Source organism: Hyphomicrobium sp. MC8b (assembly GCF_905067615.1).
Taxonomy (GTDB): domain Bacteria; phylum Pseudomonadota; class Alphaproteobacteria; order Rhizobiales; family Hyphomicrobiaceae; genus Hyphomicrobium_B.
On sequence record NZ_LR898465.1, the window covers coordinates 2,862,406 to 2,889,035 of the forward strand.

The following is a 26,630-nucleotide window of genomic DNA, read 5'->3' on the forward strand; positions in this document are numbered from 1 at the left end:
CATAAGCGGCGGAAACGGCCGAGAGCGCCTGCAGGGCAATGGAACAAACTGCCGGGTTCGAGCGTTCTTCGGGGTTAAAACGCGACGCGAGGGGAGTTTTGAATGTCGGAGCAGATCAGCGCCGTTGAATCCGAGCGCTACCCTTCGGGTTCGGGCGGTGTGCTCGTCGAAATGCTCCAAACACTTCAGGCGGTTAAGGAGGGCGATTTCAGTGTCCGCATGCGCGGCGACTGGGACGGCCTGGCCGGCAAGATCGCCGACACCGTCAACGACATTATTATTACAAACCAGCGCATGGCCAATCAGCTTCAGCATTTGGGCCATGCGGTCGGCCGCGAAGGTTTGACCAACCAGCGCGTGCGGCTCGGCCTGGCGCTCGGCGCCTGGGGGGAGATGGAACAGTCCATCAACGGCCTCGTCGACGATCTGTTGCAGCCGACGACCGAGGTGACGCGCACGATCGAAGCCGTCGCGCAGGGCAATCTGTTGCAACCGATGCGGCTAGACGTCGATGGTCGTCCGCTCAAGGGCGAGTTTCTGCGGTCGGCGACGATCGTCAATACGATGATCAAGCAGTTGTCGATTTTCACCTCGGAAGTGACGCGCGTCGCCCGGGAGGTCGGCATCGAGGGCAAGCTCGGCGGCCAAGCCCAGATCGGCGAAGTGACCGGCGTCTGGAAGGACCTGACCGAGAGCGTCAACTTGATGGCCTCGAACCTGACGGCTCAGGTTCGCAACATCGCTGAAGTGACGATTGCCGTCGCCAACGGCGACCTGTCGAAGAAGATCACCGTCGACGTGCGCGGCGAGATCCTGCAGCTCAAGGAAGCCATCAATACGATGGTGGAACAGCTGCGATCGTTCGCTGCCGAAGTGACGCGCGTCGCGCGCGAGGTCGGAACCGAGGGTCGCCTCGGCGGTCAGGCCGTTGTGCCGGGCGTCGGCGGAACCTGGAAGGACTTGACCGATAACGTCAACCTGTTGGCCGCCAACCTCACGACGCAGGTTCGAAACATCGCCGAAGTGACGACGGCCGTGGCGCGCGGTGACCTTTCGCGAAAGATCACCGTCGACGTCAAAGGCGAAATTCTGGAATTGAAAAACACCATCAACACGATGGTGGACCAGCTCAATGCTTTTGCCTCCGAAGTGACGCGCGTCGCCCGCGAAGTCGGGACCGAGGGTCGCCTCGGCGGCCAAGCTGCGGTGCCGGGCGTCGCTGGTACATGGAAAGACCTCACCGACAACGTCAACTCGATGGCAGGCAACCTCACCGGCCAGGTGCGTAATATCGCCGAAGTCGCCACCGCCATTGCGCGCGGCGACCTTTCGAAGAAAGTGACGGTCAACGTCTCGGGCGAAATTCTGCAGTTGAAAGAGACCATCAACACGATGGTCGATCAGCTCAACGGCTTCGCCGGCGAGGTGACGCGCGTGGCGCGCGAGGTCGGCACCGAAGGCAAGCTTGGCGGCCAGGCGCAGGTGTCGGGTGTTGCGGGTACGTGGAAAGACTTGACCGACAGCGTCAACTCGATGGCGTCGAACCTCACGACACAGGTGCGTAACATCGCCGAGGTTTCGGGCGCCATCGCGCGTGGTGACTTGTCGAAGAAAATCGACGTCGACGTCAAAGGCGAAATTCTCGATCTCAAGACGACGATCAACACGATGGTCGATCAGCTCAACGCTTTCGCTTCCGAAGTGACGCGTGTCGCCCGCGAAGTCGGCACCGAAGGCAAGCTCGGCGGTCAGGCCGCGGTGCCGGGCGTCGCCGGTACGTGGAAGGACCTCACCGACAACGTCAACTCGATGGCGGGCAACCTGACCGGTCAGGTGCGCAACATCGCCGAAGTGACGACGGCCGTGGCGCGCGGCGACCTTTCGCGAAAAATTACGGTGGACGTCAAAGGCGAAATTCTGGAGTTGAAAAACACCATCAACACGATGGTGGACCAGCTCAATGCTTTCGCCTCCGAAGTGACGCGCGTCGCCCGCGAAGTCGGCACCGAAGGCAAGCTTGGCGGTCAGGCGCAGGTGTCGGGCGTCGCCGGTACTTGGAAGGACCTCACCGACAACGTGAACTTCATGGCCGGCAACTTGACGGCCCAGGTTCGTAACATCGCCGAAGTTGCGACCGCCATCGCGAGCGGTGACCTGTCTAAGAAGATCACCGTCGACGTGCGCGGCGAAATTCTGCTGCTGAAAGAAACGCTCAACACGATGGTCGAGCAGCTACGGTCGTTCGCTGCCGAAGTGACGCGCGTGGCCCGCGAGGTCGGTACCGAGGGCCGCCTCGGCGGTCAGGCCGTTGTGCCGGGCGTCGGCGGCACATGGAAAGACTTGACCGATAACGTCAACCTGCTCGCCGCCAACCTCACGACGCAGGTTCGAAACATCGCCGAAGTGACGACCGCTGTGGCGCGCGGCGACCTTTCGCGAAAAATTACGGTCGACGTCAAAGGCGAAATTCTCGATCTCAAGACGACGATCAACACGATGGTCGACCAGCTCAATGCCTTCGCTTCCGAAGTGACGCGCGTCGCTCGCGAAGTCGGCACTGAAGGCCGGCTCGGCGGTCAGGCGACCGTGCCGGGCGTCGCCGGTACGTGGAAGGACTTGACCGACACCGTGAACGTCATGGCTGCGAACCTTACCGAACAGGTGCGCGGCATCGTGAAGGTCGTGACCGCGGTTGCGAACGGCGACCTGAAACCGAAACTCACGGTGAAGTCGAAAGGCGAAGTGGCAGCACTCGCCGAAACGATCAACGACATGACCGAAACGCTGGCGTTGTTCGCCGATCAGGTGACGACGGTGGCGCGCGAAGTCGGCGTCGAAGGGCGTCTTGGCGGTCAGGCCAACGTGCCGGGCACCGCCGGCACGTGGAAAGATTTGACCGGCAACGTCAACCTGCTGGCCGCCAACCTCACGACGCAGGTGCGCGCCATTGCCGAAGTGACGACGGCCGTCGCACGCGGCGACCTTTCGCGCACGATTCAGGTCGAAGCGCGCGGCGAAGTCGCGGAACTGAAAGACTACATCAACACGATGATCGGCAACCTGCGTCTCACGACGCAGCTCAACACCGAACAGGACTGGCTCAAGACGAACCTCGCGCGCTTTACCAGCATGCTTCAGGGGCAGCGCGATGTGATGACAGTGTCGCAGAAACTGCTGTCGGAACTCGTGCCGCTGATCAACGCGCATCAGGGTGTTATCTATCAGTACGATGCGACCAACAGCGAGTTGAAGCTGCTTGCGAGCTACGCCGATGATACGCAAGCGCCCTACCCCGAACGGCTCGGTCTTGGCTCAAGCCTCGTCGGGCAATGTGCCGTCGAAAAGCAGCGCCGCGTGCTGACCGACATTCCGCAACCGACGACGAATATCGATTCCGTCGTGTTCAAAGCGCCGCCGCGCAGCGTCATCGTGCATCCGATCACGTTCGAGGACCGCCTGAAGGCCGTCATATCGCTCAGCTCGCTGCAGAACTTTGAGCCTGCGCAGCTGACATTCCTTGAACAGCTTTCGGTGTCGATCGGCGTCGTCTTGAACAGTATCGAAGCGACGATGCAGACGGAAAGCCTGCTGATGCAGTCGCAACAGCTCGCTGGCGAGTTGCAGGATCAGCAGCGCGCGATGCAGAAGACTAACGAAGAGTTGGCGCAGAAGGCGCAACAGCTCGCCGAGCGCAACGTCGAAGTCGAGCGCAAGAACGAGGAAATCGATCAGGCGCGGCGCGCGGTCGAAGAAAAGGCCGCCGAGCTTGCGCTGACGTCGCGTTACAAGTCCGAATTCCTCGCCAACATGTCTCATGAGCTTAGAACGCCCCTCAACAGCATCCTCATCCTCGGGCAGCAGCTCAGCGATAACCCGGACAAGAACCTGACGGAGAAGCAGGTCGAGTTCGCGCGCACGATTCACGGCGCAGGGACCGACCTGCTGAACCTCATCAGCGATATTCTCGATTTGTCGAAGATCGAATCCGGCACCGTTTCGGTCGATGCGGAAGAGGTCGCGTTCGGCGGTCTTATCGAAGCCGTGGCGCGGCCTTTCCGCCACGAAGCCGAGCGGCGCGGTCTCGATTTCCAAGTTACGTTTGATGCTGATCTCGGTAAGACGATTTTCACGGACTCCAAGCGTCTGCAGCAGGTTCTGAAGAACCTGCTTTCGAATGCCTTCAAGTTCACGCGTGACGGGTTCGTGCGGCTGGCCGTCAAACCAGCCAACGGCAACAAGTGGAATTCCGAGCATCCCATTCTATCGACGGCTCCGACCATCGTTGCATTCGAGGTTCAGGACTCTGGTATCGGCATTCCATCCGACAAACAGAAGCTTATTTTCGAGGCCTTCCAGCAGGCCGACGCGAGCACCAGCCGCAAGTACGGCGGTACGGGTCTCGGCCTCGCGATTAGCCGCGAGCTGGCTCACCTTCTCGGCGGTGAAATTCAATTGTCGAGCGAACCCGGTGTCGGGAGCATCTTCACGCTCTACGTGCCGCTGCGCTACGCCTCGCTTGCGAGTGATGTCCGGACGAAGTCTGAAGCGAATATGACATCGCCCGTCGCGCTGCCGCATCCGGGGTTGTTGCCATCCACGATCGAGGATGACCGCGACAGTATCGTTGCCGGCGATCAGGTTCTGTTGATCGTCGAGGATGATCCGAATTTCGCTCGCATACTTCTCGACTCGGCGCACGACACCGGTTTCAAAGGCATTGTCTGCCAACGCGGCGTCGACGCTATGACGCTGGCAACGGATTACAATCCGACTGCGATTTCTCTCGATATTCACCTGCCGGATATTTTGGGTTGGTCGGTGCTCAGCCAGTTGAAGCACAATCCGCTCACCCGGCATATTCCGGTGCAAGTTCTGACACTCGACGACGATCGCCATCATGGCCTGGCGCGCGGCGCGTATTCGTTCCTGACGAAACCTTTGCAGGCGGACCAATTGAAATCGGCGCTGCGCAAGATCGGGGCGTTTTCTGCGACCGCCACCAAGAGATTGCTGATCGTCGAGGATGATCCAGCGGAACGTCTCAGCATTTCGACGCTTCTCAAAGAAAGCGACGTCGAGATTTTGACGGCGGAAGACGGCAAATCGGCGATCGACACGCTCCGGCTGGAGAATGTCGACTGCGTGGTCTTGGATCTCAAATTGCCCGACATGTCGGGCTTCGAGATCCTGGAGCACATGAGCCGGCAAGAAACGATGCGCGATATTCCGGTCATCGTGTTTACAGGGCGCGAATTGTCGAGCGACGAAAACCTGCAGATCCGGCAATATGCGCGCACCGTCGTGGTGAAGGGCGTCGAGTCGCCTGAGCGTCTGCTGGACGAGACGGCGCTCTTCCTGCATCGCGTCGTCACGGAGTTGCCGGCGGAGAAGCGAGAATTGCTGTCGCGCCTGCACGACACCGACGACTATCTGGTCGGGCGCAAAGTGCTGCTCGTCGATGACGATGCGCGCAACATCTTCGCTCTGAGCAGCCTGCTCGAACGGCGCGGCATGGAAGTGCTGACGGCGACGACCGGCCTCGAAGCCATCGAGACGCTCAGCACGACGGATGTTTCAATCGTTCTGATGGACATCATGATGCCCGAAATGGACGGATATCAGACTATGCAGAAGATCCGCAGCAGCGAGAAAAACCAGCGTCTGCCCATCATCGCGCTGACGGCCAAGGCGATGAAGGGCGACCGCGAGAAGTGCCTTGAGGCGGGTGCTTCGGATTACCTTGCAAAGCCCGTGGATACTGAGCAACTTTTGTCGGCGTTGAGAATGTGGCTGCATCGTTGACGAGGACACTAATGCCTGCGGAAAACGCACCTATCGAACCCGTCAACATCCTGCTGGTCGACGATCAGCCGGGAAAGCTTTTGACGTATGAAGCCATTCTCGACGGGCTCGACGCGACGCTCATTAAAGCAACGACTGCCGAGGAAGCACTGACGGCGCTCCTCAAGACGGACATCGCCGTCATCCTGATGGACGTGTGCATGCCCGATCTCGATGGCTTCGAGCTTGCCGCGATGATCCGCGACCATCCACGCCACGAAAAGACGGCGGTGATCTTCATCTCGGCAGTGCGGCTTGAGACGGACGATCTTCTGAAAGGCTATCGAACCGGTGCCGTCGATTACGTGTCCGTGCCGGTCGTGCCGGAAATCCTGAAGGCAAAGGTACAGATTTTCGTCGAGCTTTATCGCAAGACACGTCAGCTTGACGCCCTTAATGCCGAACTCGAAGAACGCGTCAAGCAACGCGCCGAACAGCTTGAGGCGTCACACGCGGCGCTGCAAGAAAGCTCCGAGCGGCTGCGTCTCGCGAGCGAGGCCGCCAAACTCGCCACGTTCGAATACGATGCGACAACGCAGATGCTGCGCTGGTCGGCGAACACTTCAGACGTGCTACATCGCGATGTTCCCGAACAGCAAAGCTTTGAAGACTTCATGTCGGTCGTGCACGATGACGACCGCGAGATGGTCAGAAACTATGTCCGCACGGCCAACTATGCCGACAGCATTGCGGAACTCGAATATCGCGTGACGAGCGCACGCGGCATTTCGTGGATTCTCGCACGCGGACGCGCAATCAACATCGGCGAAACACAGCGCGTGCTCGGAACGGTACTCGACATTACAGAACGCAAATCGGCCGAGAGCCATCAGCAGCTTCTGATGGCCGAGCTTGACCATCGCGTTAAAAACATCCTCGCGAATGTTGCGGCAATTGCCCGGCTTTCAAGCGCCAATGCGGTTTCGGTTGCGTCGTTTGCGTCCGCGCTCGACGGGCGCATTCATGCGATGTCGTCGGCGCACGATCTGTTGCGCCAGAGCAGCTGGACGGGCGTCGACCTACACGAACTCGTGCAGGGCGCACTCGCTCCGTTCCGTTCTCGCAGCACGAACGACATCATCGTCGACGGCGACCGCATTCGCCTGACGTCCAAGTTCGGGCAGTCGATGGCTCTCGTCCTGCACGAACTCGTCACCAACGCCGTCAAGCATGGCGCGCTCTCGACAGCAGGTGGCAAGGTCAACGTTGGATGGTCGCGCATCACGACGCCGGAAGGCGATAAGATCGCGTTCTCGTGGCAGGAGCGCGGAGGACCTCATTGCAGCAAGCCGGCGCGCAATGGTTTCGGCCTTGCGGTGATCCGCAGCGCTGCATCGGAATGCGGCGGCACGGCTGAGATGACTTTCTCGCCCGAAGGATTCCAATTCGATTTCCAAGGCGAGCTTTCGTCACGCACACAACTCGTCGGCACGCGCCATATCGCGATCGTGCCAAAGGCGCGCACGCCTCTTCCCGCTGCAAACATCCCGGCTCCGAGGAGCTGCCGCATTCTTCTGGTCGAGGATGAAGCCTTGATTGCCATGCAGTTGAAGCTTGATCTCGAAACGGAAGGGCATACGGTCGTCGGGCCATATGCGCAGCTTTCGGAAGGCTTGCGTGCAGCGACGGAAACCAATTTCGATATTGCGCTGCTCGACATCAACCTCGGCGCCGATAACAGCGCGCCGATTGCCGAGATTCTCGATCGGCGGATGATCCCGTTCGCCTTTACGACCGGCTACAACGACCTCGTGTTCCTGCCGCCGCGCTTGCGGGAATATCCACATCTGAAGAAGCCGTACAATCCGGGCGACGTAACGGATCTCATCAAGATGCTCGCCTTTCGCGCCGATGAGCAACACGCCGCCAGCACCTCCAATCAGGTCGCGTGAAGGATAATTTCAGCCGATACGATGGGCGTTCACGCGCATTCACGCGACCTGCGGCCATGCGACATTGTGCGGTGCGGGAAACCCGCGCTAGTTTCCAGACGTTGTTTTCGTTTTCAAAGCCTGTCTCGCGGGGAATTCGATGACTGCCAGTTCCTATCGTTCTTCACTCGATGTCGCGGCTATCGGCAACGGCCGTGTCGCGGCGCTGATCGACAAAGGCGCGCGCATCGTCTGGTGGTGTTTTCCGCGGCTCGACGGCGATCCGATTTTCTGCCGTCTGCTTGCGGGCGACGAGGAGAAAGGTTTTTGCGACGTCGTGCTCGAAGGCCAGGTGTCGGCAACGTCGAGCTACATTCGCAATACCTGCATCCTCGAAACAATACTCATTTCGGACAGCGGCGCAGCTGTCAAAGTGACGGACTTCGCGCCGCGTTTCTGGCGGTTCGACCGCTCGTTTCATCCGACGCAACTCATGCGCCGCATCGAACCGCTGCGCGGCTTGCCACGCATTTCCGTTCGCGTTCGGCCGACGCACAGCTATGGGCAGGTCGCAGCCAGCGCTTCGCACGGCTCGAACCACGTCCGATATACGTGCGGATCGAATGCCATTAGAGTCACGACGGACATTCCCATTTCCTATGTCGTGCATGAGACGCCGTTCGCCCTGACGCATCCGATGACGCTCGTTATCGGTTCCGATGAGCCGATCGACAGCTCGATGGATGCTTTGTCTCGCGAATTCCTGGAGCGCACGCGCGACTTCTGGGTGGCGTGGGTGCGCGGCCTCGCCGTCAGCTACGAATGGCAGCCGGAAATCATTCGCGCCGCGATCCTGCTCAAACTCTGCACGTTCGAAGAGACCGGCGCGATAACCGCTGCGCTTACGACATCCATTCCAGAGGCCCCTAACACGCCGCGCACCTGGGACTACCGGTTCTGCTGGCTTCGCGACGCCTATTTCGTCATTCGTGCGCTGAACCGCCTCGGCGCGACGCAATCAATGGAGAATTACCTCGACTACATCACGACCATTGTCGCGGACGGCAAAGGCCCGCTGAAACCCCTCTACGGCATCGTACATAACGATATTGCCGCCGAACGGATCGCACCGGATCTCAATGGTTATCAAGGCATGGGGCCTGTTCGGCTCGGCAACCTCGCGTCGGACCAGCTGCAGCATGACGCCTATGGCAGTGTGATCTTAGGCGCTACGCAAATGTTCATAGATCAGCGATTGCCCCGGATGGGCGACGCCAGCATGTTTCGCGAGCTTGAGGCGCTCGGCGAACAGGCGCGCTTGCTCTATCTCGAACCGGATGCCGGCATCTGGGAATATCGCGGGCGCCAACGCATCCATACGCATTCCGCCACCATGTGCTGGGTCGCATGCGATCGGCTGGCGCGCATTGCAAAGATCCTCGGCCTCGGCGACCGGATGGCGTACTGGGCGGAAGCCGCCGAGAAAATCCGCGCGGAAATTCTCGCGCGTGCCTGGAGCGACAAGCGCCAATCGTTCACGGGAGCGTTCGATCATCAGGAGCTTGACGCGAGCGTTCTGCTGCTGCCCGATCTGGGCTTTCTGCCGCCCGACGATCCGCGCTTCGTCAAGACGTGCAACACCATCGGCCGCGAGCTGATGCGCAACGGGCTGATGCTACGCTATGCGGCCGAAGACGATTTCGGATTGCCGGAATCGGCGTTTCTCGCCTGTCAGTTCTGGTACATCGATGCGCTCGCCTCGATCGGCCGCGCCGATGAAGCGCGTGAGCTGTTCGGTGAAATTCTAAGTCACCGGAATTCTTTCGGAATGCTCAGCGAAGATCTACATCCCTCGACGGGGGAGCTTTGGGGCAATCTTCCGCAGACGTACTCTATGGCCGGGCTGATCAATTCCGGCATGACGCTCTCCCGGAAGTGGGAAGACGCATGGACCGGATCAGCGGCGGCGCATCACGATGACGCCGAAAGCAGCAACAAACAGAGCCGAAGCGAGCGAGATATCGTTTCCGCCGTTACACGCAGCAACGGCGGCGGAGCGTTCGACGTCAACGGATAAGACGTTCCGCAGACGCTTCAATGCAGAGATGAAGCACGGCCGCGCGTGCGCCGCGTCGTGGCCTGTTTCAAAACGGCGACGAGCCGGCACTGGACGCCATCTTCGTTGAACTGTCTTTCGACTTGTGCGGTCGGAAAGCCGCTGTCGATCAACGTCGTTCCGAGCCCTCGCCGTTCGGGAGCGCTGACGGGGGGGCCGCCGCGCTCACTCCAGAAAAGTTCAAACTGGCTGTCGTCATTGTCGAGGCGGGTGAGCGTCCAGGTCACGGTGACCCGGCCGCGATCGTTCGACCAGGCCCCGTATTTGATGGCGTTGGTGCCCAATTCGTGCAGCGTCAAAGCAAGCGCGCTGGCGACGTCACTCGGCACGATCGTTTCCGGCCCGCGCATGACGAAACGCGCTGAGCCCGGCGGCACCAGAGGTTTCATGGTTTCGGAGATCAGCTCGCTCAATGGCGCGCCGATGAAGTTGCGCGTCGCGACGAGATCCATGGCGTTACCCATCGCCGAAAGTCGACCTCCAAGCGCGGCGGCAAACTGATCGATATCGCGCGTGTAGCGGGCTGATTGGCTCACAAGTCCAGCGATGACGGCGAATGTATTTTTCAGGCGGTGGCGTAGTTCGACATTGAGTTGTTCAAGTTGCATTTCACCCAGAGCACTGTCCTGCAGCAGTGCTTCATTGCGCGAGCGCTCGTTCAGCAGACCTTCGACCTTGCGGTTCAAGATGTGAACCACGGCGACGATCAAAACCGAAAGGATCGAAAAGCTTACAAGCGCGACGACGGTCGCATTGGTTATCGGTAGCCAGCCTGGACCGGGCAGATAGAAATACCATCCTGCGAAGAAGGACGCGACAACCACCAGCAACCCGGGTCCCGTTCCGGCGATGAGTGACGCCAGCAGAACCGCGATGAAAAACGTGAGAAACGGCGTATTGTCCTGCAGCCATTGGGACAGCGCCAGTCGCACTAGCGCCGCGACTGCAAAAATTGCCAACCCCAACGGATATGCATACTGCGGCTTACGTCGTAGCCGCGGAAAAACTCGCTCGATCAGGTTGTCGACGAGTTGAACCATTCGTTGCACGAACGGCCCGCGCCTCCATTTTGCATTCCACGCCAGTGACGCAGCAAAGGCGCCCCAGCCCCCCAAAGATTACACAGGCTTTTCGGTAGCATGAATTGCCGATGAACGCGAGAGTTCGGGACGTTGCCGAGACCGACACGGACGTCGCAGCACAGGCTCGCTGTGGGCATTTTGCAGTGCCAAAAGAACGTATCAAGAACAAATAAACGGGCGATAAACAAATCCGGGAACCTGTCGCAATTTCGCGGGTTTATACTTCGTGGTGCTGCGCGAGGGGCCGGTATCAGATCAGTTTCTCGCGCGCGTGGAAGGAGGTCTCTTGGCCAGACTCGTCATGGTCTCTAACCGCGTCATCGACTTCAACGCTGCCCAACAGGCAGGCGGTGTCGGTGTCGCGATCTACAATACCCTCGAACGCCAAAGCGGCTTTTGGTTTGGATGGGACGGTCAAATCGAAGAGACCGATCAACCCGAGCCCAAGTCTATTACTGTCGGTGGACATACCACGGTGACAGAGCCGCTCACGGCAGCCGATTACAACGACTACTATCTCGGTTATTCAAATTCGGTTCTTTGGCCGGTCTTTCATAACCGCCTCGACCTCGCGCAATTCGAAGCCGGATATTACGCGCGCTATGTCGAAGTGAATGCGCGGTTTGCGCGCCATCTGGCGCCCCTGCTTAAGCCCGACGACGTTATCTGGATACACGACTATCACTTGGTGCCGATGGCGCGAGAGCTGCGCAAGCTCGGCGTCGAAAATCCAATCGGTTTCTTTCTGCATATCCCGATCGGTCCGGCGCAGTCGCTACTTGCGATCCCGGAGAACAAAGAGATTGCGCGGGCGCTCGGCGCCTATGATCTCATTGGGTTGCAGACGCAGTCAGATGTCCGCAACCTGATCGATTTCCTGCAGCGGAGCGTCTATGGCAGGCTGTTGCCTTCCGGGCGTATCCGCGTCGATGATACCGAACTCGACATCGGCTGTTTTCCTGTCGGTATCGACCCGAAAGATTTTGCATTCGGGCCGGGCGAGGAGGAAGCCTTGGCGGCGAACGAGGCTGGCGATATCCATCGCATCATCGGCATCGACCGGCTCGACTACACGAAGGGACTGCCACAAAAATTCAAAGCCTACGGCAAATTTCTCGAAGACTTTCCCGAGTATCGCCGGAGCGTCGTGCTTTCGCAATTTGCGCCGCCGACACGTGAGAGTGTCGAAGCGTATGCAGACATCAAGGCCGAGCTTGAATCGCTCGCCGGTTCTATCAACGGGCGCTACGGCGAACTCGATTGGGTGCCGATCAACTACATTCACCGCACGATCCCGCGCAGCGAATTGCGTGATATCTACCGAACGTCGCGCATCGGTCTCGTTACGCCGCTAATGGATGGCATGAACCTCGTCGCGAAGGAATATATCGCGTCGCAGAACCCCGTCGATCCGGGCGTGCTGATCCTGTCGAAGTTTGCGGGCGCCGCTGAGCAACTCTCGGACGCTGTGCTCGTTAATCCCTATGATCTGAACGATATCTCTCAGGGCATCAAGACTGCACTGGAGATGTCTCCCGCCGAACGGCGGCAGCGTTACCAGAAGCTGATGAAAACGGTCTGCAAGAGCGATGCGGACGCGTGGGGCAGCAGCTATTTCTCGGCGCTGCTTAAAGCGGGTCAGCGTCGTATCGCACGGTCGCCGAAATCGCCACCCGAAATGGGAAAGGCGCTCGAGCGCTTGCAACGCGCAACTAAAAAAAACACCACTGACAGCCGGCTCTCGGCAAATGTGGGGACATGATGAATGTTACGGTAGATAAAATCAGCATTCCGAAGTCGGATGAGATCATCAAAAGCCCAAATATTCTGTGCGTCGATATCGGCGGCACGCTGATCAAGGCCGCGACCGTCAACGAGAACGGCACGTTGATCTCGGACTTCATCACGACACAGACGCCAAAGCCGTCGACACCGGAAACGATCGTCGATCTCATCGTCGACGTCGTAAAATCGCTTCCGGCTTTTGGGCGTGTTTCCGTGGGGTTTCCCGGTGTCGTCGGGCGACATCACGTCAAGACCGCGCCTAATCTCGGAACGCCGCATTGGTGCGAGTTCGATCTCGAACTGACGCTCACTCAGAGGCTCAATGCACCGGTGCGCGTGCTCAACGATGCCATCGTCTACGGCCTTGGCGTCGCCAAGGGGCCAGGCCGCGAATGCGTCCTGACGTTCGGCACGGGCATGGGATGTGCGCTGTTCGTCAACGGCTCGGCCTTCTTCGGGCTGGAGCTTGGACAGCATCACGCGCGCGACGATATCAACTACGATCGCTACATCGGACACACGGCCTATCTTGAACTCGGCCTCGACGCTTGGAATGAGCGTGCCAAGTATGTCTTGAGTTCCGTGCAGGGCCTGACGAACGTTGACCGGCTTTACATCGGCGGCGGAAACTCGCGGCGCCTGACGTTCGATCTTCCGCCCTGGGCTAGCGTGGTGCCGCCTTCCACCGGCATTTCGGGCGGCGCGCGGTTGTGGCGTCCGGAGATGGATCAATGGTTCCGAAAGACAAGCGATCTGATGGGAGCCGCTTCGGAACAGCGATGAACGTCCTCACCATTGGCGGCGCAATGGTTGATACGATCGTCACGATCGCAAGTGACAAGATCGAACAGATCAAGATGCGCAACGCTGAGAGTTCGTTTTTGTTGCTCGAAGAGGGCCAGAAAACCGAAGTCGAGGAGATCGCGTCGAGCGGCGGCGGCGGCGCGCTGAACTCTGCGGTAGCCGCGGCGCGGCTCGGCCATAACACGTCCATCATCGCAAAAGTCGGCCATGACGACAAAGCCGATATCGTGCGCAGCCTGCTGCGCGCAGAAGGCGTGGACATCACGTGGCTAGCCGCCGACGAGAGTGAGCCAACGGGCTCATCCGTCATCATCTCATCGCATGATCGCAACGCTGCCGTCTTTACCTACCGCGGCGCCAACACGCGTTTGCGACCGGAGGATTTTCCTGCCGAAGCGTTCGCCGGACGTCAGCTCGTGTACGTGGCCAATCTCAGCAATGAGTCGGCAGATTGCTATCCGCTGGTCGTGGAACGCGCGAAAAGCGCCGGGGCGCGGCTTGCGGTCAATCCCGGCATCCGTCAGCTTACGGCGCGCTTCGACGATTTCTGGCAAAGCCTCAAACATATCGACATTCTGTGCGTGAACCGCGCGGAAGCGCAGACGCTGATGCCACGACTGCTGCAATCGTTCGGAGACGGCGGAGCTCCGCTGATCGTCGGCAAAGACGATCCGCTGCCGCCGCTGGCCAAGCGTGGCCTGCGTAACGGCGGATACGAGATGACGCTTGCCAAGTTTCTGAGCGCGCTGATCGAACTCGGCGTCGGCGCCGTCGTGCTGACGGACGGTGCGAACGGTGCGTTCATCGCCAGAGGGCAAGATCTTCATTACCGCGCGGCGCAGCATGTCGTCGCAGCGGCAACAACAGGGGCCGGCGACGCGTTCTCGGCCACGTTCGCATGTTATCTAGCAGACACGAACGATGCCGTACGGGCGCTCAGCGCAGCTTCGATCAATGCCGCGAGCGTCGTGCAGCATATTGATACACAGACGGGGCTTTTATCCCGGCCGGTGTTAGAGCGAGAACTGGCGCACGAAAGCGAAGCTGCGCTTCTCAGTTTCCCGATCTAGGAAGGACATTCGGAATGCAGCATTTGAGGGTCGAGCAAACCGATACGGGTATTTCGCCGCGCGAGCGCGCTGCGGCACTGCGTGCGAACGTCGAGAAGCTTGTTTCGTCCGAGGAACCGGTTGCGATCTTTCTCGATATCGACGGCACACTGCTCGATGTCGCCCTGACGCCATCAACAGTGCATGTGCCGGCCATTTTGCCTGATCTCATCAGCTCCCTGTCCCAGCGCCTAGCGGGCGCCGTTGCGATCATCACCGGGCGGCCGCTGATGGAAGCCGATCGCCTGCTCAGTCCCTCGAAGTTCATTGGCGCGGGCGTTCACGGTGGACAGATGCGACTTGCGGATGACGGCGAGATCGAAACGTTGACGCCGAGCTTCGATCCCGAACTGCAGGCTGCGATCAAGAAGATCGTGCATGAGTTGCCTGGCGTCGTCTTCGAAGACAAAGGCAGCGGCATCGCCCTGCACTACCGGCTGGTTCCCGACATGCAACAGCCGTTGACCGATCTCCTCGAAGCGCTGCTTCCGCTCTATCCCAACCAATTCAAGATCTGCGGTGGGCGGAAGGTTGTTGAAATCCTGCCGGTCGGCTTCTCGAAGGGACGGGCGCTGCGCCGAATTGCGTCTCTCCCGCAGTTTGCGAACAAGACGCCAGTGATGCTCGGCGATGATATTTCGGATATCGATGCGTTCCAGGCGGCAGAGGATTTGAGCGGCTTCGGCCTGAAAGTCGCGGGCGAGAATTTCTCGAAGGACGAAGCCTCGTTTCAGGGGCCTGCCGACGTCCTGAACTGGCTACAGATGCTCGCGGGAACGGGACGCTGACCGCTGCTGTGCGCTTTGGCAGACGGGTCTAGGCCCGTTCGGCATAGATTTCGCCCGCAGGCGGTGTTTTTGGGTACAATCCAAAATCCGTTCGAGGAGATGCCATTGCCCCCTGAACATCCGCGCGTGCTTCGAGGCCGGTGTTCCCATTGCACGGCACGGTCGCTACCGAGGCGCTCTTTTCGTATCGTGCGCGCCACATATGGACAATCTTGACTTGTCGGTATGTGCCTTGGATCCAAGCGTATCTCAGACCCTTGAAGCCGCCGGTAAAATGTCGGCGGACGATGTAATACTTGAAAAAATTGATGGGCATTTCCAGCAGAAGCCGCGTAAGCAACATCACCTGAGAGGAATTCTGTGCGTGCTTTGCCGAGAGCAGCATACGCTCCCCCAGCTTCTGCTTCAGGTCATCATAGCTCCGAAAGGAATAATGATAGACCGAATGTCGAAGGCTGCCGACGGCATGGCCGCCCATCACGACAGTGTCATGGACATGCGAGTTGCGAAAGCGGACGACTTGGCGATCGTATAGCCGGACGTACCAATGGTCGCGCGCCCAACGCCTCGGCCGCTGATCGCCGGGATAAACGAGGTCTAGAGCCATGGCGTATGCAATTTGTGCCGGATGCCCTGCCGAGAACATGCCGATGATCTCGTCGCGAAGCTCGGGCGTCACCACCTCGTCAGCGTCGAGGTTCAGAACCCAATCATTTCTGCATTGATCTTCGGCGAAGCGCTTTTGCGGCCCGAACCCGAGCCACGGTTGCGTAATGACGCGGCATCCTTCAGCTAAAGCCAGGGCCGTCGTATTGTCGCGGCTTTCGCTATCTACGACGACGACTTCGTCGACCCAAGATTTGACGGAACGAATTGTGCGAACAATGCGATCAGACTCGTCCTTAGAAATAATGAAGCATGAAATTGGCAGTCGGCTCATGCAGGATGCCTTTCAATGCGTCTAATATCAAAAAAAATATAAAGTATATCCGTATCTCCTAGCCGCGTTCCTTGTCAGGGGCCACTAATCGATTTTAAGACAACAAGACATTTTGGTTACAGCGTCGCCACAGAACCACAGACGCGATGATGCAGGAACCGCGCGCCGCGGATAACTCCTTGACTCAGGTTGTCCACGCTTTTTCCACCCGCAAACCTAAAAATTTCTGCATCTGCCTGCTTCCTGCCACGAAGGGCGGCTGGACCGCGGCCTCAGGGCGTCAACCGCGGCGTTTTTTTTGCGTCGGACCGTATTTTCGCTTGCACGTGTAACGGCGACGGACACGGATTCGCGTGCTGCGGATCGCCCACGCCTCTCTGCCCGGCGCCTTCGCCTGTGGGGGACGCCTTGTCGCGTGTGGCCTCGCCTCGTGCGCCCCGCGGGAAACTTGACGACAGCAGTATAGTTTTGTTTATGCTTTTTCGCACTCGCGGCAGAGTGAGGGACCAGAGAAGGTCATCCTGACAAAATGACGTTACGCAGTATTTTCGGAACACACCACATTTGGCGATTGGTTGCGGTCGTTCTTTGCATCTCCGGCACGGTGTCGTTCAGCGTCATGCCCGCGACGGCGCAGGACGTCGGGGCGCCAGCCGCACAAGATGGCGGGGCTACAGCGCCCGCTCTTCCCGCCCCGGTCATGACGGCGCCCGCCCCAGCCGAAACGCCCGCTCCCGCGACTGCGGTCACCGAAAGCACGCCTGCTGGGGCTGATAACGCTGCATCGTCACCGGCTTCGCCATCGACCGAGGCGACGAGCGCTGCGTCTGCGCTATCGGAGACGGAACCGAATGCGGAAGACGCATCGCCGAAAAAAGCGGACCTTCCGCACGACCTGTCACCGTGGAAAATGTTCCTTGCCGCCGACAGCGTCGTAAAGGGCGTCATGATCTTTCTGATCCTCGCGTCCGTCACGACGTGGACCGTCTGGCTGGCGAAATCCCTCGAGCTTGCGGCTGCGAAGCGGCGACTGGTCTCGGCGTTTTCACGCATCAACGCAACGGCGAGCTTGGCCGAAGCCGCGCAACGCCTCGGCGACAGCAAACGTTCGCGCTCCAAACGCTGCATCGTGTCGTCGTTCATCAATCTTGCGATCACAGAGCTGCGTCTTTCGGCCGATATCGCGGACAAGAACGGCATCAAGGAACGGGTGCAGTCGCGGCTCGACGGATTGTCGGCGGCAGCAGGGCGGCACATCAACCGCGGCACGGGCGTGCTCGCGACCATTGGATCGACAGCGCCGTTCATCGGTCTTTTTGGCACCGTCTGGGGGATCATGAACAGCTTCATCGGCATCTCGGAGACACAGACGACGAACCTCGCGATCGTCGCTCCGGGTATTGCCGAAGCGCTGCTCGCAACTGCGACAGGCCTGATCGCGGCCATCCCGGCGGTGATCACCTACAATCATTTCTCGCGTCAGATCTCGCGGTACAAAGCGTTGATCGGCGAAGCCTCAGCTGAAGTGATGCGGCTTGTCTCGCGTGATCTCGATCGCGGCATGAAGCCCATACTCGCGCAGCAGGCGGCGGAATAATCAAGGCGGCAGCTATGGCTGGAAGACTGGACGACGGCGGCGACGATCTCGTCGAGAACCACGAGATCAACGTGACGCCGTTCATCGACGTGATGCTCGTGCTGCTCATTATCTTCATGGTAGCGGCGCCGCTGTCGACAGTTGACGTTCCGGTCGATCTGCCGGTCGCGAAGGCCAAGCCGCAGCCGCGCCAGAAGAAGCCCATCTTCCTCACGATCAAGGCCGACCTCTCGCTGGCGCTCGGCAACGGCCCGATCAGCCGCCGCGATATCGGGCCATCGCTCGATGCGGCGACCGGCTCCGACCGTCAGCAGCGAGTCTTTCTGCGCGCCGACAAGACGGTGCCCTACGGTGAGATGATGAAAGTCATGAACCAGCTGCGCACCGCCGGTTACGTCAAGATCGCGATGGTTGGGCTGGAAGATATGTCGGGCGGCGCGGCGTCCCCTTCTGCATCGGGTAACTCCGTTTCGACCAACCAACAATGACATGCTGACGACGCTCGACATCCTTGAACCAGCGTGGCACGGCCGGTTCCGGTGGACGATCGCTGCGATCGTCGTCGTGGCGCTGCATGTCGGCGGAACGCTTGCCATGTTGCATTCGCCGCCGGTCGAAGACGATGCCGACCCCGAGGGCGCGATGATGATGGAACTCGCGGCTGTGGCGGTTGCGTTGCCCGAGCGATCAGAAAATCTGGCGATCGGTGCACCCTCGGAAGATTCCGTCGCGACGCCCGCTACCGAGGAAGTCAAGGAGGAGCAGCCCAAGGAAGATCTGCCGCAACTGGAAGAAGCGCCGCTCGTCGAAAATCCTGAAGTCGTGCTGGAGAAGGTCAAGCCGGAGGAAGTCAAAGAGAAGCCCCAGGACAAACCGGTGCAGGAAGCGCAGCCGGAGATGCTTGCTTCGCTCGCTGCCGCGCCGCCACCGATCGACGTCAAGGAAATTGGCCCGAAGGCAACCGCACCCAATCAAGGGATGTCGCGCAAGCCGAACGCCGCGGAGTTGACGTGGCAGAAGGCGCTCTACATGCACATCAGCAAATTCAAGCGCTATCCCGATCAGGCCCGCAGCCAACGTGTCGAAGGAGTCGCGACCGTCATTTTCTCGATCGATGGCGGTGGCAACGTTTCAAACGTGCGCATTTATAAAGGTTCGGGCTCGTCGATCCTCGATGACGCAGCAGTCAGCATGCTTCGGGCTGCCGCGCCGTTGCCGGCGCCCCCAAAAATGGCAGAAGCTTCGCAGCCATCGGGGAATACCGCTCGCACGATCGCGCTTCCCATAAAATTCAACGTCCGCTGATCGACGTTACAGGTCTTCCGGCCGCTGAATTGCACCGTTCCGCATTCTGAACCGCATACAAAATGTGGCGTTATCGGAACGATCTAAGACCTTCGTCAATCGTGCGTATTTTAATTCTTGACCGAAGGAGTAAAGTACCCTTGTTTACAAATTCGTAAGGAACCAGATGGGGGACCGGGGAAACTCTTCTGACTTCCAGTTTTTTGCGTTTGGGAATGGGGGAATGCAATGGAAGTTTTTTGGGAGGCAAGATCGCCCGAGGACGAACTGTCATATGGTTCAGGCGACGCCACCAAATTGGGAGCACTAACGCTCGGCTTCGCAACGATGGTTCTCGCGAGCGGCGGGGCGGCAGCGCAACAAGCTCCGGCGGAGGAACAGGCGGTCCTGCCGCCGCTTGAAGTTACGGCGAAGAAGAAAGCGGTAGCAAAGAAAAAGACCGTTCAAAAAAAAACCGCGCCTGTCGCGGCAGCGCCCGTCGCTCCGCAGCCGACAGAAGCGCAGCAGGTTCAGCAGGCCACTGACGCACTCACGCCGAGCACGGGCAATACCCTACAGGCAGGCACAGGCATCGGCCGCCTCCCCGGCAGCGTTCAGGACACGCCGCAGGTCGTGAACGTCATTCCAGAGAAGCAATTGCGCGAGCAGAATCCGACTACTGTCGAGCAAGCGTTGCGGGCCGTTCCCGGCATCACCGTTGCCATCGGCGAAGGTGGCGGCGGCATGAACGGCGACCAGTTCCGCATCCGCGGCTTCGAGGCCAAAGGCGATCTCTATGTCGACGGATTGCGCGACTTCGGCGTCTATGTGCGCGATAGCTTCGCAACCGAAGAAATCGACGTCATCAAGGGTTCGTCTTCGGAAACGTTCGGTGCGGGAACAACGGGCGGTGTCGTCAACCTTCGTCAGAAGACGGCTCACCTCGGCGATGCCACAAGCATCGAATTCAGCATCGGCACCGATAACTTTTATCGTGGCGTCCTCGACGTCAATAAACAGATCAACAACACGACGGCGGCACGCGCCGTCGGCATGTACCACAGCCAGGATTTTGCGGATCGCGACCACATCGAAAGCGAACGCTGGGGCTTCCTGGGGTCGCTCGCCTTCGGTCTCAACACCGATACGACGTGGACGCTCAACTACCTGCATCAGGAAGGTGATCGCACGCCGGACTTCGGCGTGCCGATGGTCTTGCGGCCGGGAGCGACCACGGGCGGCCTTCCCGTAACTGAGCTTGGGGTCGATCGCTCGAATTTCTACGGCATTGCTTCGGACCACGACAACACGAAAGTCGATATGGTCACGTCGCATTTCCGCAAGGACGTTTCGAGCGCCGTCACGTTCTATAACGACACGCGATTGGCGTTCTACGACCGAGATTTTGCGACGACCGTTCCGGGCTGCTCTTCGGGTCCTGTCGGCACGACGACGTGTGCGTCACAGTTCTTCGCCGGTCTTGATCCGAACGTCTCCAACGGTGGCGGCAACCCGACGATCATTCAGAATTCGTGGGGCATCCAGAACGTCGCGAGCGGCGTGGCGAAATTCAGAGCCTTCGGCCTGAAGCACGAAAGCGTCGCGGGTATAGACGTATTCTATCAAGAGGACGATCGCCCCGGATATTCGCAGTTCGGGAGACCGTCGGGAACTGCCGGCGCGAGTGCGGGTGCGCCGATCCGCGATCCGGGCTCGTTCTTCTATCAGTACTACCCGGTCAAACGTAATCCAGTGAACGATCGGTCGAGCGACGGCACGGAACTCGGCTTGTTTGCCAGCGATCGCGTTTGGCTGACGAGCCAACTTTCTATTCTCGGCGGTGCCCGCTGGACGACTTTCGATTATAACTTCCAGCAGCCCAATGCTGCGCCGCCGCTCGATGCGTCCTCGACCGGCAACTACTGGAGCCCGAAAGCGAGTGTCATCTGGGAGCCGACGAAGTCTCAGACGTACTATTTCTCGTGGTCTAAATCAGCATCACCGGTCGGGCAGTTCGTCACTAACGCGACGAACCCGATCACGCTCACCGTCCCTCAGAACGCGGTAGAAGAAAACGAAACCTATGAAGTCGGCGCGAAATGGAGCCTTCTCAATAATCGCCTTGGCCTAACGGCAGCGCTCTTCCAAGTCGAGAAGAACGGCGTCGTCACTCCCGATCCGGATACGGGTGACCTGATCCAGACGGGCGAGTCCCAGCGCGTTCGCGGCTTCGAAGTCGGCCTTGCCGGTCAGCTGACGAAAGCGTGGACGGCAAACGTCGGCTACACGTACCTCGACAGCGAGGTGACGGGCTCAACGACACCTGCAAACATCGGCAACAAAATCGGCGGCGTTCCCGCAAGCTCGGTCAGTCTCTGGTCAACCTACAATCTGTCGGAAGAGCTTATCCAAGGTCCGGGAAAGTGGACCATCGGAAGTGGCTTCATCTACCAGAGCCAGATGTTCAGCATCTCGGGTTCCAACACCAACGCGTACGTCGTCCCGTACACGTTCAGTCTCGATGCGATGCTGTCGTATGAGCTCGACGGGTGGCGGTTCGCCGTCAACGGCTACAACCTGACAGACCGCGTGAACTACGACCAATCGTTCGGCAGCCGCGCCACGCCATCGGCCGGCACGAGCGCCGTGTTCACGATCGGCAAGAAGTTCTGAGGTCCACGGCGATCTCAGCGAACGTAACCAGCAGGAGGGCGCCCAACGCCCTCCTGCACACCATTTTATGAGTTACCGATGCTTGTTCAAATTCCTGACGTGCTCAAGCCGGAAGAGGTCGCGGCCGTCCGCAACATTCTCGAACAGTCGGCCTGGGTGGACGGCAAAGAGACGGCAGGCGAGCAGGCCGCCAGTGCCAAGCATAATCTGCAAATCCGCGAAGGCTCTAAAGCGGCCATGGAGGCGGGCGACATCATCCTGCGTGCACTCGGTCGCAATCCGACGTTCAATTCCGCAGCGCTGCCATTGCGCGTGCTGCCGCCATTGTTCAACCGCTATGACGCGGGCATGAAATTCCACGCGCACGTCGACGGTGCGATCCGAGCCATTCCAGGCGCCGGAATGCGCATGCGCGCCGACGTCTCGACGACGCTGTTCCTGAGCCCGCCTGAAGACTACGACGGCGGCGAGCTGGTCATTGTCGACACGTATGGCTCGCACGCCGTGAAGCTTCCGGCCGGACATGCCATCGTCTATCCGTCGACGAGCCTGCACAGCGTGACAGAGATCACGCGCGGCAGCCGCTGGGCATCGTTCTTCTGGACCCAATCGATGATCAAGGACGACGGGCGGCGCGCGTTGCTGTTCGATCTCGACGCGGCGATCCGAGACGTTCGCGCCGTCCTTCCCGACGATCAGCCGGGCGTGTTGGGGCTGACCAGCCACTACCACAATCTGTTGCGGCACTGGGCTGAACTGTGATGCAACACGATTTAATAGATGAGGATTTCGAGCTGTCGATCCCCGAGCCAGGCGCACGGTATCAGCCGCTCTACATCCGCGAAACGGAAGAGGGCTTCGCGCTTCGCCTCACGCGCGATCCGGAGACGGCGGCTCGACATGTGCGCTCCGAAGCCGTGAACGGGTCAGTGAAGGCGCAGGTCGCGTGGGGCTATATGCTGCTCGACGGCCATGGCGTCGAACGCGATGCCGAAGCGGCGCTACGCTGGTTCAGGATTGCAGCCCACAGCGGTAATGCCGACGCGCTCAACATGGTCGGCCGCTGCTATGAGTGCGGTTGGGCCGTTGCCGCCGATCCGGACGAAGCCATTCGCTGGTTTCGTCTCGCGGCCGATAAAGGACACGCCTGGGCGCTGTACAATCTCGGCAAGCTCCTGGCGCGTGGTCACGGCGGCAATCGCGACCCGCGCGTCGCCCTATCGTTGCTCGTCAGCGCAGCGCGGCGCGGCGTTCCCAAGGCCATGAACATGCTGGGCCGATTTCGCGAAGACGGCGTGATCGGCGCACCGAAGCCGCAAGCGGCAGCGCGATGGTTTGCGCTTGCCGCCCAGCGCGGATGTTTCCGCGGCCAGTTCCATCATGCACGATATCTCGTCGCATTCGGCCGCATAGACGAAGCCGAAAAATGGTTTCGCGCGTCGTTGGCGCAGGCGCCTGATAAATACCGCCGCGATGCTCTCGCCATGCTGCGCAGCCATCCCGTCGAGAAGATCCGCCGGATTGATTTTGATGCGCCCCCAACGGTGCAGGAGCCGCGAGCGTGAATATCAACGTGCCAGATGCTCAGATGCGGCGCGCGGAACGCTCCAACCGGCGTGCGGAATGGATGCGGCAGCTGCGGCAATGGCACTGGATCAGCGGTGCGGTGAGCCTCGTCACGATGCTGCTTTTCGCGGTGACGGGCATTACGCTCAATCATGCGGCGAGCATCGAAGCCAAGCCTTCAGTCACGACGGTGAAGGCAACGCTTGATCAATCGAGCTTGAAGCCTCTGGAAAGCGCTCCGACGAAGGGACGGTCGCCATTTCCTGCTGCGACCGTGGCAGGGATCACAGCCGCAACCGGCGTGGATGTCGACGGCCGCGATGTCGAATGGTCGGACGACGAGGCCTATGTGACGCTGCCCCGTCCGGGTGGCGATGCGTGGATCTCGATCGACCGCGAAACCGGCGAACTCACTTACGAGAAGACCGATCGCGGCTGGATCGCCTATCTCAACGACCTGCACAAAGGGCGCAACGTCGGCACCGCGTGGGGCATCTTCATCGACGTCTTTGCGCTGTGCTGCGTCGCATTCTGCATAACGGGTCTCCTGCTCCTGCAAATGTACGCACGCGGACGACCCAGCACATGGCCGGTCGTCGGGTTGGGCGTGGTCATCCCGATCCTGATTGCTATTTTGCTCATCCACTGACACACGAGGCAACAAAACGAATGCGAACTCTCTTTTTGACCGTTGGGCTTACCGGCCTTGCCGCAACGCCGGCGCTCGCCGCAGATCTCGAAATTTCGGTCGAGGTCCCTCGCCTCGATGTTGCCGAGTACCACAAGCCGTACGTGGCGGTGTGGCTTGAAGGTCCGGACCGGCACGTCGCTGCCAACCTCGCCGTCTGGTACGACATCGCCAACAAGCGCAACGAAGGCGAAAAGTGGCTTAAAGATCTCCGCCAATGGTGGCGTCGCGCCGGCCGCGAGTTGAAGCTCCCGGCCGATGGACTGACCAGCGCAACGCGCGCGCCGGGCACGCACTCAATCAGCATCGACGACGACAAGAACAAAATCTTGAGCGGGCTTGCTCCGGGCCAATACCAGCTTGTCGTCGAAGCAGCGCGCGAAGTCGGCGGGCGTGAGGTGGTGAAGATCCCGGTGCAATGGCCGCTGCAAAAAGGGGCGACGATCAGCGGCAAAGGCGAGCACGAACTCGGAACCGTCACTATCAGCACGAAACCATGATGCAATCTGGGATACCGCGAACCATGAAACGTCTCGTATACGCCGCAGCGGCGTTCGCATTTCTTATTCCGGCAGCGGCTGACGCCCATCGGGCATGGTTGCGGCCCTCAGCAACCGTTTTGTCTACCAAAGATACGTTCGTCACCGTGGACGCTGCGGTCTCGAACGATCTGTTTTATTTTGAATTCCGTCCTCTTCCCCTCGACGGCCTGGAGATCACGGCGCCGGATGGATCGACAATCGCGCCTGAAAACGCGAACTCCGGCAAGCTTCGCAGCACCTTCGACATTCCATTGAAAACACCCGGGACCTATCGCATCGCGCTCGTCGACGACCGCCTGATGGCGCAGTATACCGATAATGGCGAGAAGAAGCGCTGGCGCGGCAAGGTCGAAAACCTGAAGGAAATCCCGGCCTCGGCGAGCGATGTTGTCGTGATCCAATCGCAGCGCCGCATGGAAACGTTTGTGACGGCGGGCAAGACCGACGAGACCGCTCTGAAGCCTGCGGGCAAGGGCCTCGAAATGCAACCGATCACGCACCCGAATGATCTCGTGGCCAACGACGAAGCGAGCTTCAGGCTTCTACTCGACGGCAAGCCTGCAGCAGATATGAAGATCGAGATCGTGCCTGGCGGCGTGCGCTATCGCAATCAGCCGGGCGATTTCTCGGTGACGACCGACAAGGACGGCGTGTTCAAGGTCAAGTGGCCGGAAGCCGGCCTATACTGGATGGAGGCGAGCGTCACCGACGACAAGCCCAGCGTCAAGGAAGCGAGCAAGCGCCGTTCGACGTATGCGGCAACGCTTGAGGTGCTTCCGGAATGACGGCTTCGGCGCGGCGGGTCTTGATCCCGCGCCGAACGCCGATACCCGCGACGCTCGCCGCGCTGCGCACATTGTCGGTGTGCCAGATCGGCGGCGAAACAATGGGAACGACGTGGAGCGCCAAGATGGCGCTCCCGCGGAACGCCAACGTCGATGCCCTTCGATGCGAGATCGAACGCGTGCTGGCGCAGGTGATCGCCGAGATGAGCCCGTGGGAGCCGGCGTCGGACCTCTCGCGTTTCAATGCTGCGCCCGCCGGAACGTGGCATCCTTTGGCTGACGGGTTCTTCAAGGTGCTTTCCAGCGCGCTCTCCTGGGCGGAGCGAACGGGCGGCGCATATGATCCGACGGTCGGCGCGATTGTCGATCTGTGGGGCTTCGGTCCGTTTCACATTGCGCCCGGCTTGCCGGACGGGGCGGCGCTCGATGCAGCGCGTACAGCGTCCGGTTGGCGCAGCGCAATGCTCGATAAGGAAAACCGGCGCGTGTTTCAGCCCGGCGGCGTGCGGCTCGATCTCTGCGCCATCGCCAAGGGCTACGCCGTTGATGAGGTCGTCTCGGTGCTGCGTACCGCGGGCGTGAGCAATCTCCTCGTCGAGATCGGAGGAGAACTCAGAGGCGAAGGTCTAAAACCGGACGGGTCGCCCTGGTGGGTGGAATTCGAACGGCCGCGCCACACACAGGTTGCCGATAGGACCTGCCCCGAGACCGTGCTTGCGCTCGCAGGGCTTTCCGTTGCGACCAGCGGCGACGAGCAACGATATTTCGAGCACGGCGGCCGCCGCTATGCCCACACGGTCGATCCGCGGACCGGATTCCCGACCGCCCACGACCTGATCTCGGTCACCGTCGTCTCGGACGACTGCATGACGGCGGACGTGCTGGCGACGGCGCTTACTGTGCTGGGACCTGAGGAAGGGCCAGCATTCGCAGCGGCAAATGGGTTCGCGGCCCGGTTCGTGTCCCTCGAGGGCCGTGCCCTAACGGAACGCATCACGCCTGCCTTGGCGCAGATGTTGTACTGACGCGATGTTTTGAAAGAAATGGTCGGAGCGAGAGGATTTGAACCTCCGACCCCCAGTCCCCCAGACTGGTGCGCTAACCAGGCTGCGCTACGCTCCGATTTGGAAAATCTTGACGGCCGCCGCAACTCAAAATT

General features: G+C 60.1%; 19 protein-coding genes and 1 tRNA gene. 17 read left to right on the plus strand and 3 right to left on the minus strand.

Annotation, left to right across the window (positions count from 1 at the left end; genetic code table 11):
* Positions 1–102: 102 nt before the first annotated feature.
* The 3 genes from ACLB1Z_RS14030 to ACLB1Z_RS14040 all read left to right on the plus strand — a co-directional run bounded on the left by ACLB1Z_RS14030 (position 103) and on the right by ACLB1Z_RS14040 (position 9,789).
* Positions 103–5,802: a HAMP domain-containing protein gene (locus tag ACLB1Z_RS14030; protein WP_409560397.1), complete on the plus strand. Its 5,700-nt coding sequence runs from the start codon at positions 103–105 to the stop codon at positions 5,800–5,802.
* 11 nt (positions 5,803–5,813) lie between these two features.
* The gene (locus ACLB1Z_RS14035) at positions 5,814–7,733 is read left to right on the plus strand and encodes a response regulator (RefSeq protein ID WP_409560398.1); all 1,920 of its coding nucleotides are present in this window, start codon (positions 5,814–5,816) and stop codon (positions 7,731–7,733) included.
* A 139-nt stretch (positions 7,734–7,872) separates the two neighbouring features.
* Positions 7,873–9,789, plus strand: coding sequence for a glycoside hydrolase family 15 protein (locus ACLB1Z_RS14040; RefSeq protein WP_409560399.1), 1,917 nt, complete (start codon positions 7,873–7,875; stop codon positions 9,787–9,789).
* A gap of 17 nt (positions 9,790–9,806) precedes the next feature.
* Here the strand turns inward: ACLB1Z_RS14040 and ACLB1Z_RS14045 are convergent, their stop codons facing one another.
* Positions 9,807–10,868: an HWE histidine kinase domain-containing protein gene (locus ACLB1Z_RS14045; protein WP_409563278.1), complete on the minus strand. Its 1,062-nt coding sequence runs from the start codon at positions 10,866–10,868 to the stop codon at positions 9,807–9,809.
* 328 nt (positions 10,869–11,196) lie between these two features.
* Between ACLB1Z_RS14045 and ACLB1Z_RS14050 the strand changes: the two genes are divergently transcribed.
* Genes ACLB1Z_RS14050 through otsB form a run of 4 tightly spaced genes read left to right on the plus strand, consistent with a single transcriptional unit; the run spans position 11,197 to position 15,396 of the window.
* Positions 11,197–12,672, plus strand: a complete 1,476-nt coding sequence (locus tag ACLB1Z_RS14050) for a trehalose-6-phosphate synthase (protein WP_409560400.1) — start codon at positions 11,197–11,199, stop codon at positions 12,670–12,672.
* Positions 12,672–13,478, plus strand: coding sequence for an ROK family protein (locus tag ACLB1Z_RS14055; protein ID WP_409560401.1), 807 nt, complete (start codon positions 12,672–12,674; stop codon positions 13,476–13,478). Before ACLB1Z_RS14050 ends, ACLB1Z_RS14055 begins: the two co-directional genes overlap by 1 nt.
* Positions 13,427–14,569 carry a carbohydrate kinase family protein gene (locus tag ACLB1Z_RS14060; protein WP_409560402.1) on the plus strand — a complete coding sequence of 381 codons (1,143 nt, stop codon included), beginning with the start codon at positions 13,427–13,429 and terminating at the stop codon, positions 14,567–14,569. The genes ACLB1Z_RS14055 and ACLB1Z_RS14060 overlap by 52 nt, the downstream gene beginning before the upstream one ends.
* 14 nt (positions 14,570–14,583) lie before the next feature.
* The gene (gene otsB, locus ACLB1Z_RS14065; protein ID WP_409560403.1) at positions 14,584–15,396 is read left to right on the plus strand and encodes a trehalose-phosphatase; all 813 of its coding nucleotides are present in this window, start codon (positions 14,584–14,586) and stop codon (positions 15,394–15,396) included.
* 28 nt (positions 15,397–15,424) lie between these two features.
* On the opposite strand, the gene ACLB1Z_RS14070 is transcribed toward otsB, so the two are convergent.
* Complete coding sequence (locus ACLB1Z_RS14070; RefSeq protein WP_409560404.1) at positions 15,425–16,336, minus strand: glycosyltransferase family 2 protein; 912 nt, start codon at positions 16,334–16,336, stop codon at positions 15,425–15,427.
* Positions 16,337–16,865: 529 nt separating this feature from the next.
* Here ACLB1Z_RS14070 and exbB point away from each other — a divergent pair.
* The 10 genes from exbB to ACLB1Z_RS14120 all read left to right on the plus strand — a co-directional run bounded on the left by exbB (position 16,866) and on the right by ACLB1Z_RS14120 (position 26,496).
* Positions 16,866–17,933: a tonB-system energizer ExbB gene (gene exbB / locus ACLB1Z_RS14075; RefSeq protein WP_409560405.1), complete on the plus strand. Its 1,068-nt coding sequence runs from the start codon at positions 16,866–16,868 to the stop codon at positions 17,931–17,933.
* Between the two features lie 14 nt (positions 17,934–17,947).
* Complete coding sequence (gene exbD / locus ACLB1Z_RS14080) at positions 17,948–18,421, plus strand: TonB system transport protein ExbD (RefSeq protein WP_409560406.1); 474 nt, start codon at positions 17,948–17,950, stop codon at positions 18,419–18,421.
* 1 nt (position 18,422) lies between these two features.
* Positions 18,423–19,238, plus strand: a complete 816-nt coding sequence (locus tag ACLB1Z_RS14085; protein WP_409560407.1) for a TonB family protein — start codon at positions 18,423–18,425, stop codon at positions 19,236–19,238.
* Positions 19,239–19,466: 228 nt separating this feature from the next.
* Positions 19,467–21,890 carry a TonB-dependent receptor gene (locus ACLB1Z_RS14090; RefSeq protein WP_409560408.1) on the plus strand — a complete coding sequence of 808 codons (2,424 nt, stop codon included), beginning with the start codon at positions 19,467–19,469 and terminating at the stop codon, positions 21,888–21,890.
* Between the two features lie 78 nt (positions 21,891–21,968).
* The gene (locus ACLB1Z_RS14095) at positions 21,969–22,652 is read left to right on the plus strand and encodes a Fe2+-dependent dioxygenase (RefSeq protein WP_409560409.1); all 684 of its coding nucleotides are present in this window, start codon (positions 21,969–21,971) and stop codon (positions 22,650–22,652) included.
* Positions 22,652–23,455, plus strand: coding sequence for a tetratricopeptide repeat protein (locus ACLB1Z_RS14100; protein WP_409560410.1), 804 nt, complete (start codon positions 22,652–22,654; stop codon positions 23,453–23,455). Before ACLB1Z_RS14095 ends, ACLB1Z_RS14100 begins: the two co-directional genes overlap by 1 nt.
* Positions 23,452–24,105 carry a PepSY-associated TM helix domain-containing protein gene (locus ACLB1Z_RS14105; protein ID WP_409560411.1) on the plus strand — a complete coding sequence of 218 codons (654 nt, stop codon included), beginning with the start codon at positions 23,452–23,454 and terminating at the stop codon, positions 24,103–24,105. Before ACLB1Z_RS14100 ends, ACLB1Z_RS14105 begins: the two co-directional genes overlap by 4 nt.
* A gap of 20 nt (positions 24,106–24,125) precedes the next feature.
* Complete coding sequence (locus ACLB1Z_RS14110; RefSeq protein ID WP_409560412.1) at positions 24,126–24,644, plus strand: DUF2271 domain-containing protein; 519 nt, start codon at positions 24,126–24,128, stop codon at positions 24,642–24,644.
* Positions 24,645–24,667: 23 nt separating this feature from the next.
* Positions 24,668–25,471: a DUF4198 domain-containing protein gene (locus ACLB1Z_RS14115; protein ID WP_409560413.1), complete on the plus strand. Its 804-nt coding sequence runs from the start codon at positions 24,668–24,670 to the stop codon at positions 25,469–25,471.
* Positions 25,468–26,496 carry an FAD:protein FMN transferase gene (locus tag ACLB1Z_RS14120; RefSeq protein WP_409560414.1) on the plus strand — a complete coding sequence of 343 codons (1,029 nt, stop codon included), beginning with the start codon at positions 25,468–25,470 and terminating at the stop codon, positions 26,494–26,496. The genes ACLB1Z_RS14115 and ACLB1Z_RS14120 overlap by 4 nt, the downstream gene beginning before the upstream one ends.
* Positions 26,497–26,515: 19 nt before the next feature.
* Here the strand turns inward: ACLB1Z_RS14120 and ACLB1Z_RS14125 are convergent.
* Positions 26,516–26,593, minus strand: a tRNA-Pro gene (locus tag ACLB1Z_RS14125).
* Between the last annotated feature and the right edge of the window lie 37 nt (positions 26,594–26,630).

Bases quoted from the DNA above. Each gene is read 5' to 3' on its own strand.
- ACLB1Z_RS14070 (WP_409560404.1), bottom strand. From the start codon at position 16,336: ATGAGCCGACTGCCAATTTCATGCTTCATTATTTCTAAGGACGAGTCT.
- ACLB1Z_RS14035 (WP_409560398.1), top strand. From the start codon at position 5,814: ATGCCTGCGGAAAACGCACCTATCGAACCCGTCAACATCCTGCTGGTC.
- ACLB1Z_RS14045 (WP_409563278.1), bottom strand. From the start codon at position 10,868: ATGGTTCAACTCGTCGACAACCTGATCGAGCGAGTTTTTCCGCGGCTA.
- ACLB1Z_RS14085 (WP_409560407.1), top strand. From the start codon at position 18,423: ATGCTGACGACGCTCGACATCCTTGAACCAGCGTGGCACGGCCGGTTC.
- ACLB1Z_RS14095 (WP_409560409.1), top strand. From the start codon at position 21,969: ATGCTTGTTCAAATTCCTGACGTGCTCAAGCCGGAAGAGGTCGCGGCC.
- exbB (WP_409560405.1), top strand. From the start codon at position 16,866: ATGACGTTACGCAGTATTTTCGGAACACACCACATTTGGCGATTGGTT.
- ACLB1Z_RS14040 (WP_409560399.1), top strand. From the start codon at position 7,873: ATGACTGCCAGTTCCTATCGTTCTTCACTCGATGTCGCGGCTATCGGC.
- otsB (WP_409560403.1), top strand. From the start codon at position 14,584: ATGCAGCATTTGAGGGTCGAGCAAACCGATACGGGTATTTCGCCGCGC.
- ACLB1Z_RS14115 (WP_409560413.1), top strand. From the start codon at position 24,668: ATGAAACGTCTCGTATACGCCGCAGCGGCGTTCGCATTTCTTATTCCG.
- ACLB1Z_RS14090 (WP_409560408.1), top strand. From the start codon at position 19,467: ATGGAAGTTTTTTGGGAGGCAAGATCGCCCGAGGACGAACTGTCATAT.
- ACLB1Z_RS14060 (WP_409560402.1), top strand. From the start codon at position 13,427: ATGGTTCCGAAAGACAAGCGATCTGATGGGAGCCGCTTCGGAACAGCG.
- ACLB1Z_RS14030 (WP_409560397.1), top strand. From the start codon at position 103: ATGTCGGAGCAGATCAGCGCCGTTGAATCCGAGCGCTACCCTTCGGGT.
- ACLB1Z_RS14110 (WP_409560412.1), top strand. From the start codon at position 24,126: ATGCGAACTCTCTTTTTGACCGTTGGGCTTACCGGCCTTGCCGCAACG.
- ACLB1Z_RS14120 (WP_409560414.1), top strand. From the start codon at position 25,468: ATGACGGCTTCGGCGCGGCGGGTCTTGATCCCGCGCCGAACGCCGATA.
- ACLB1Z_RS14055 (WP_409560401.1), top strand. From the start codon at position 12,672: ATGAATGTTACGGTAGATAAAATCAGCATTCCGAAGTCGGATGAGATC.
- exbD (WP_409560406.1), top strand. From the start codon at position 17,948: ATGGCTGGAAGACTGGACGACGGCGGCGACGATCTCGTCGAGAACCAC.
- ACLB1Z_RS14100 (WP_409560410.1), top strand. From the start codon at position 22,652: ATGCAACACGATTTAATAGATGAGGATTTCGAGCTGTCGATCCCCGAG.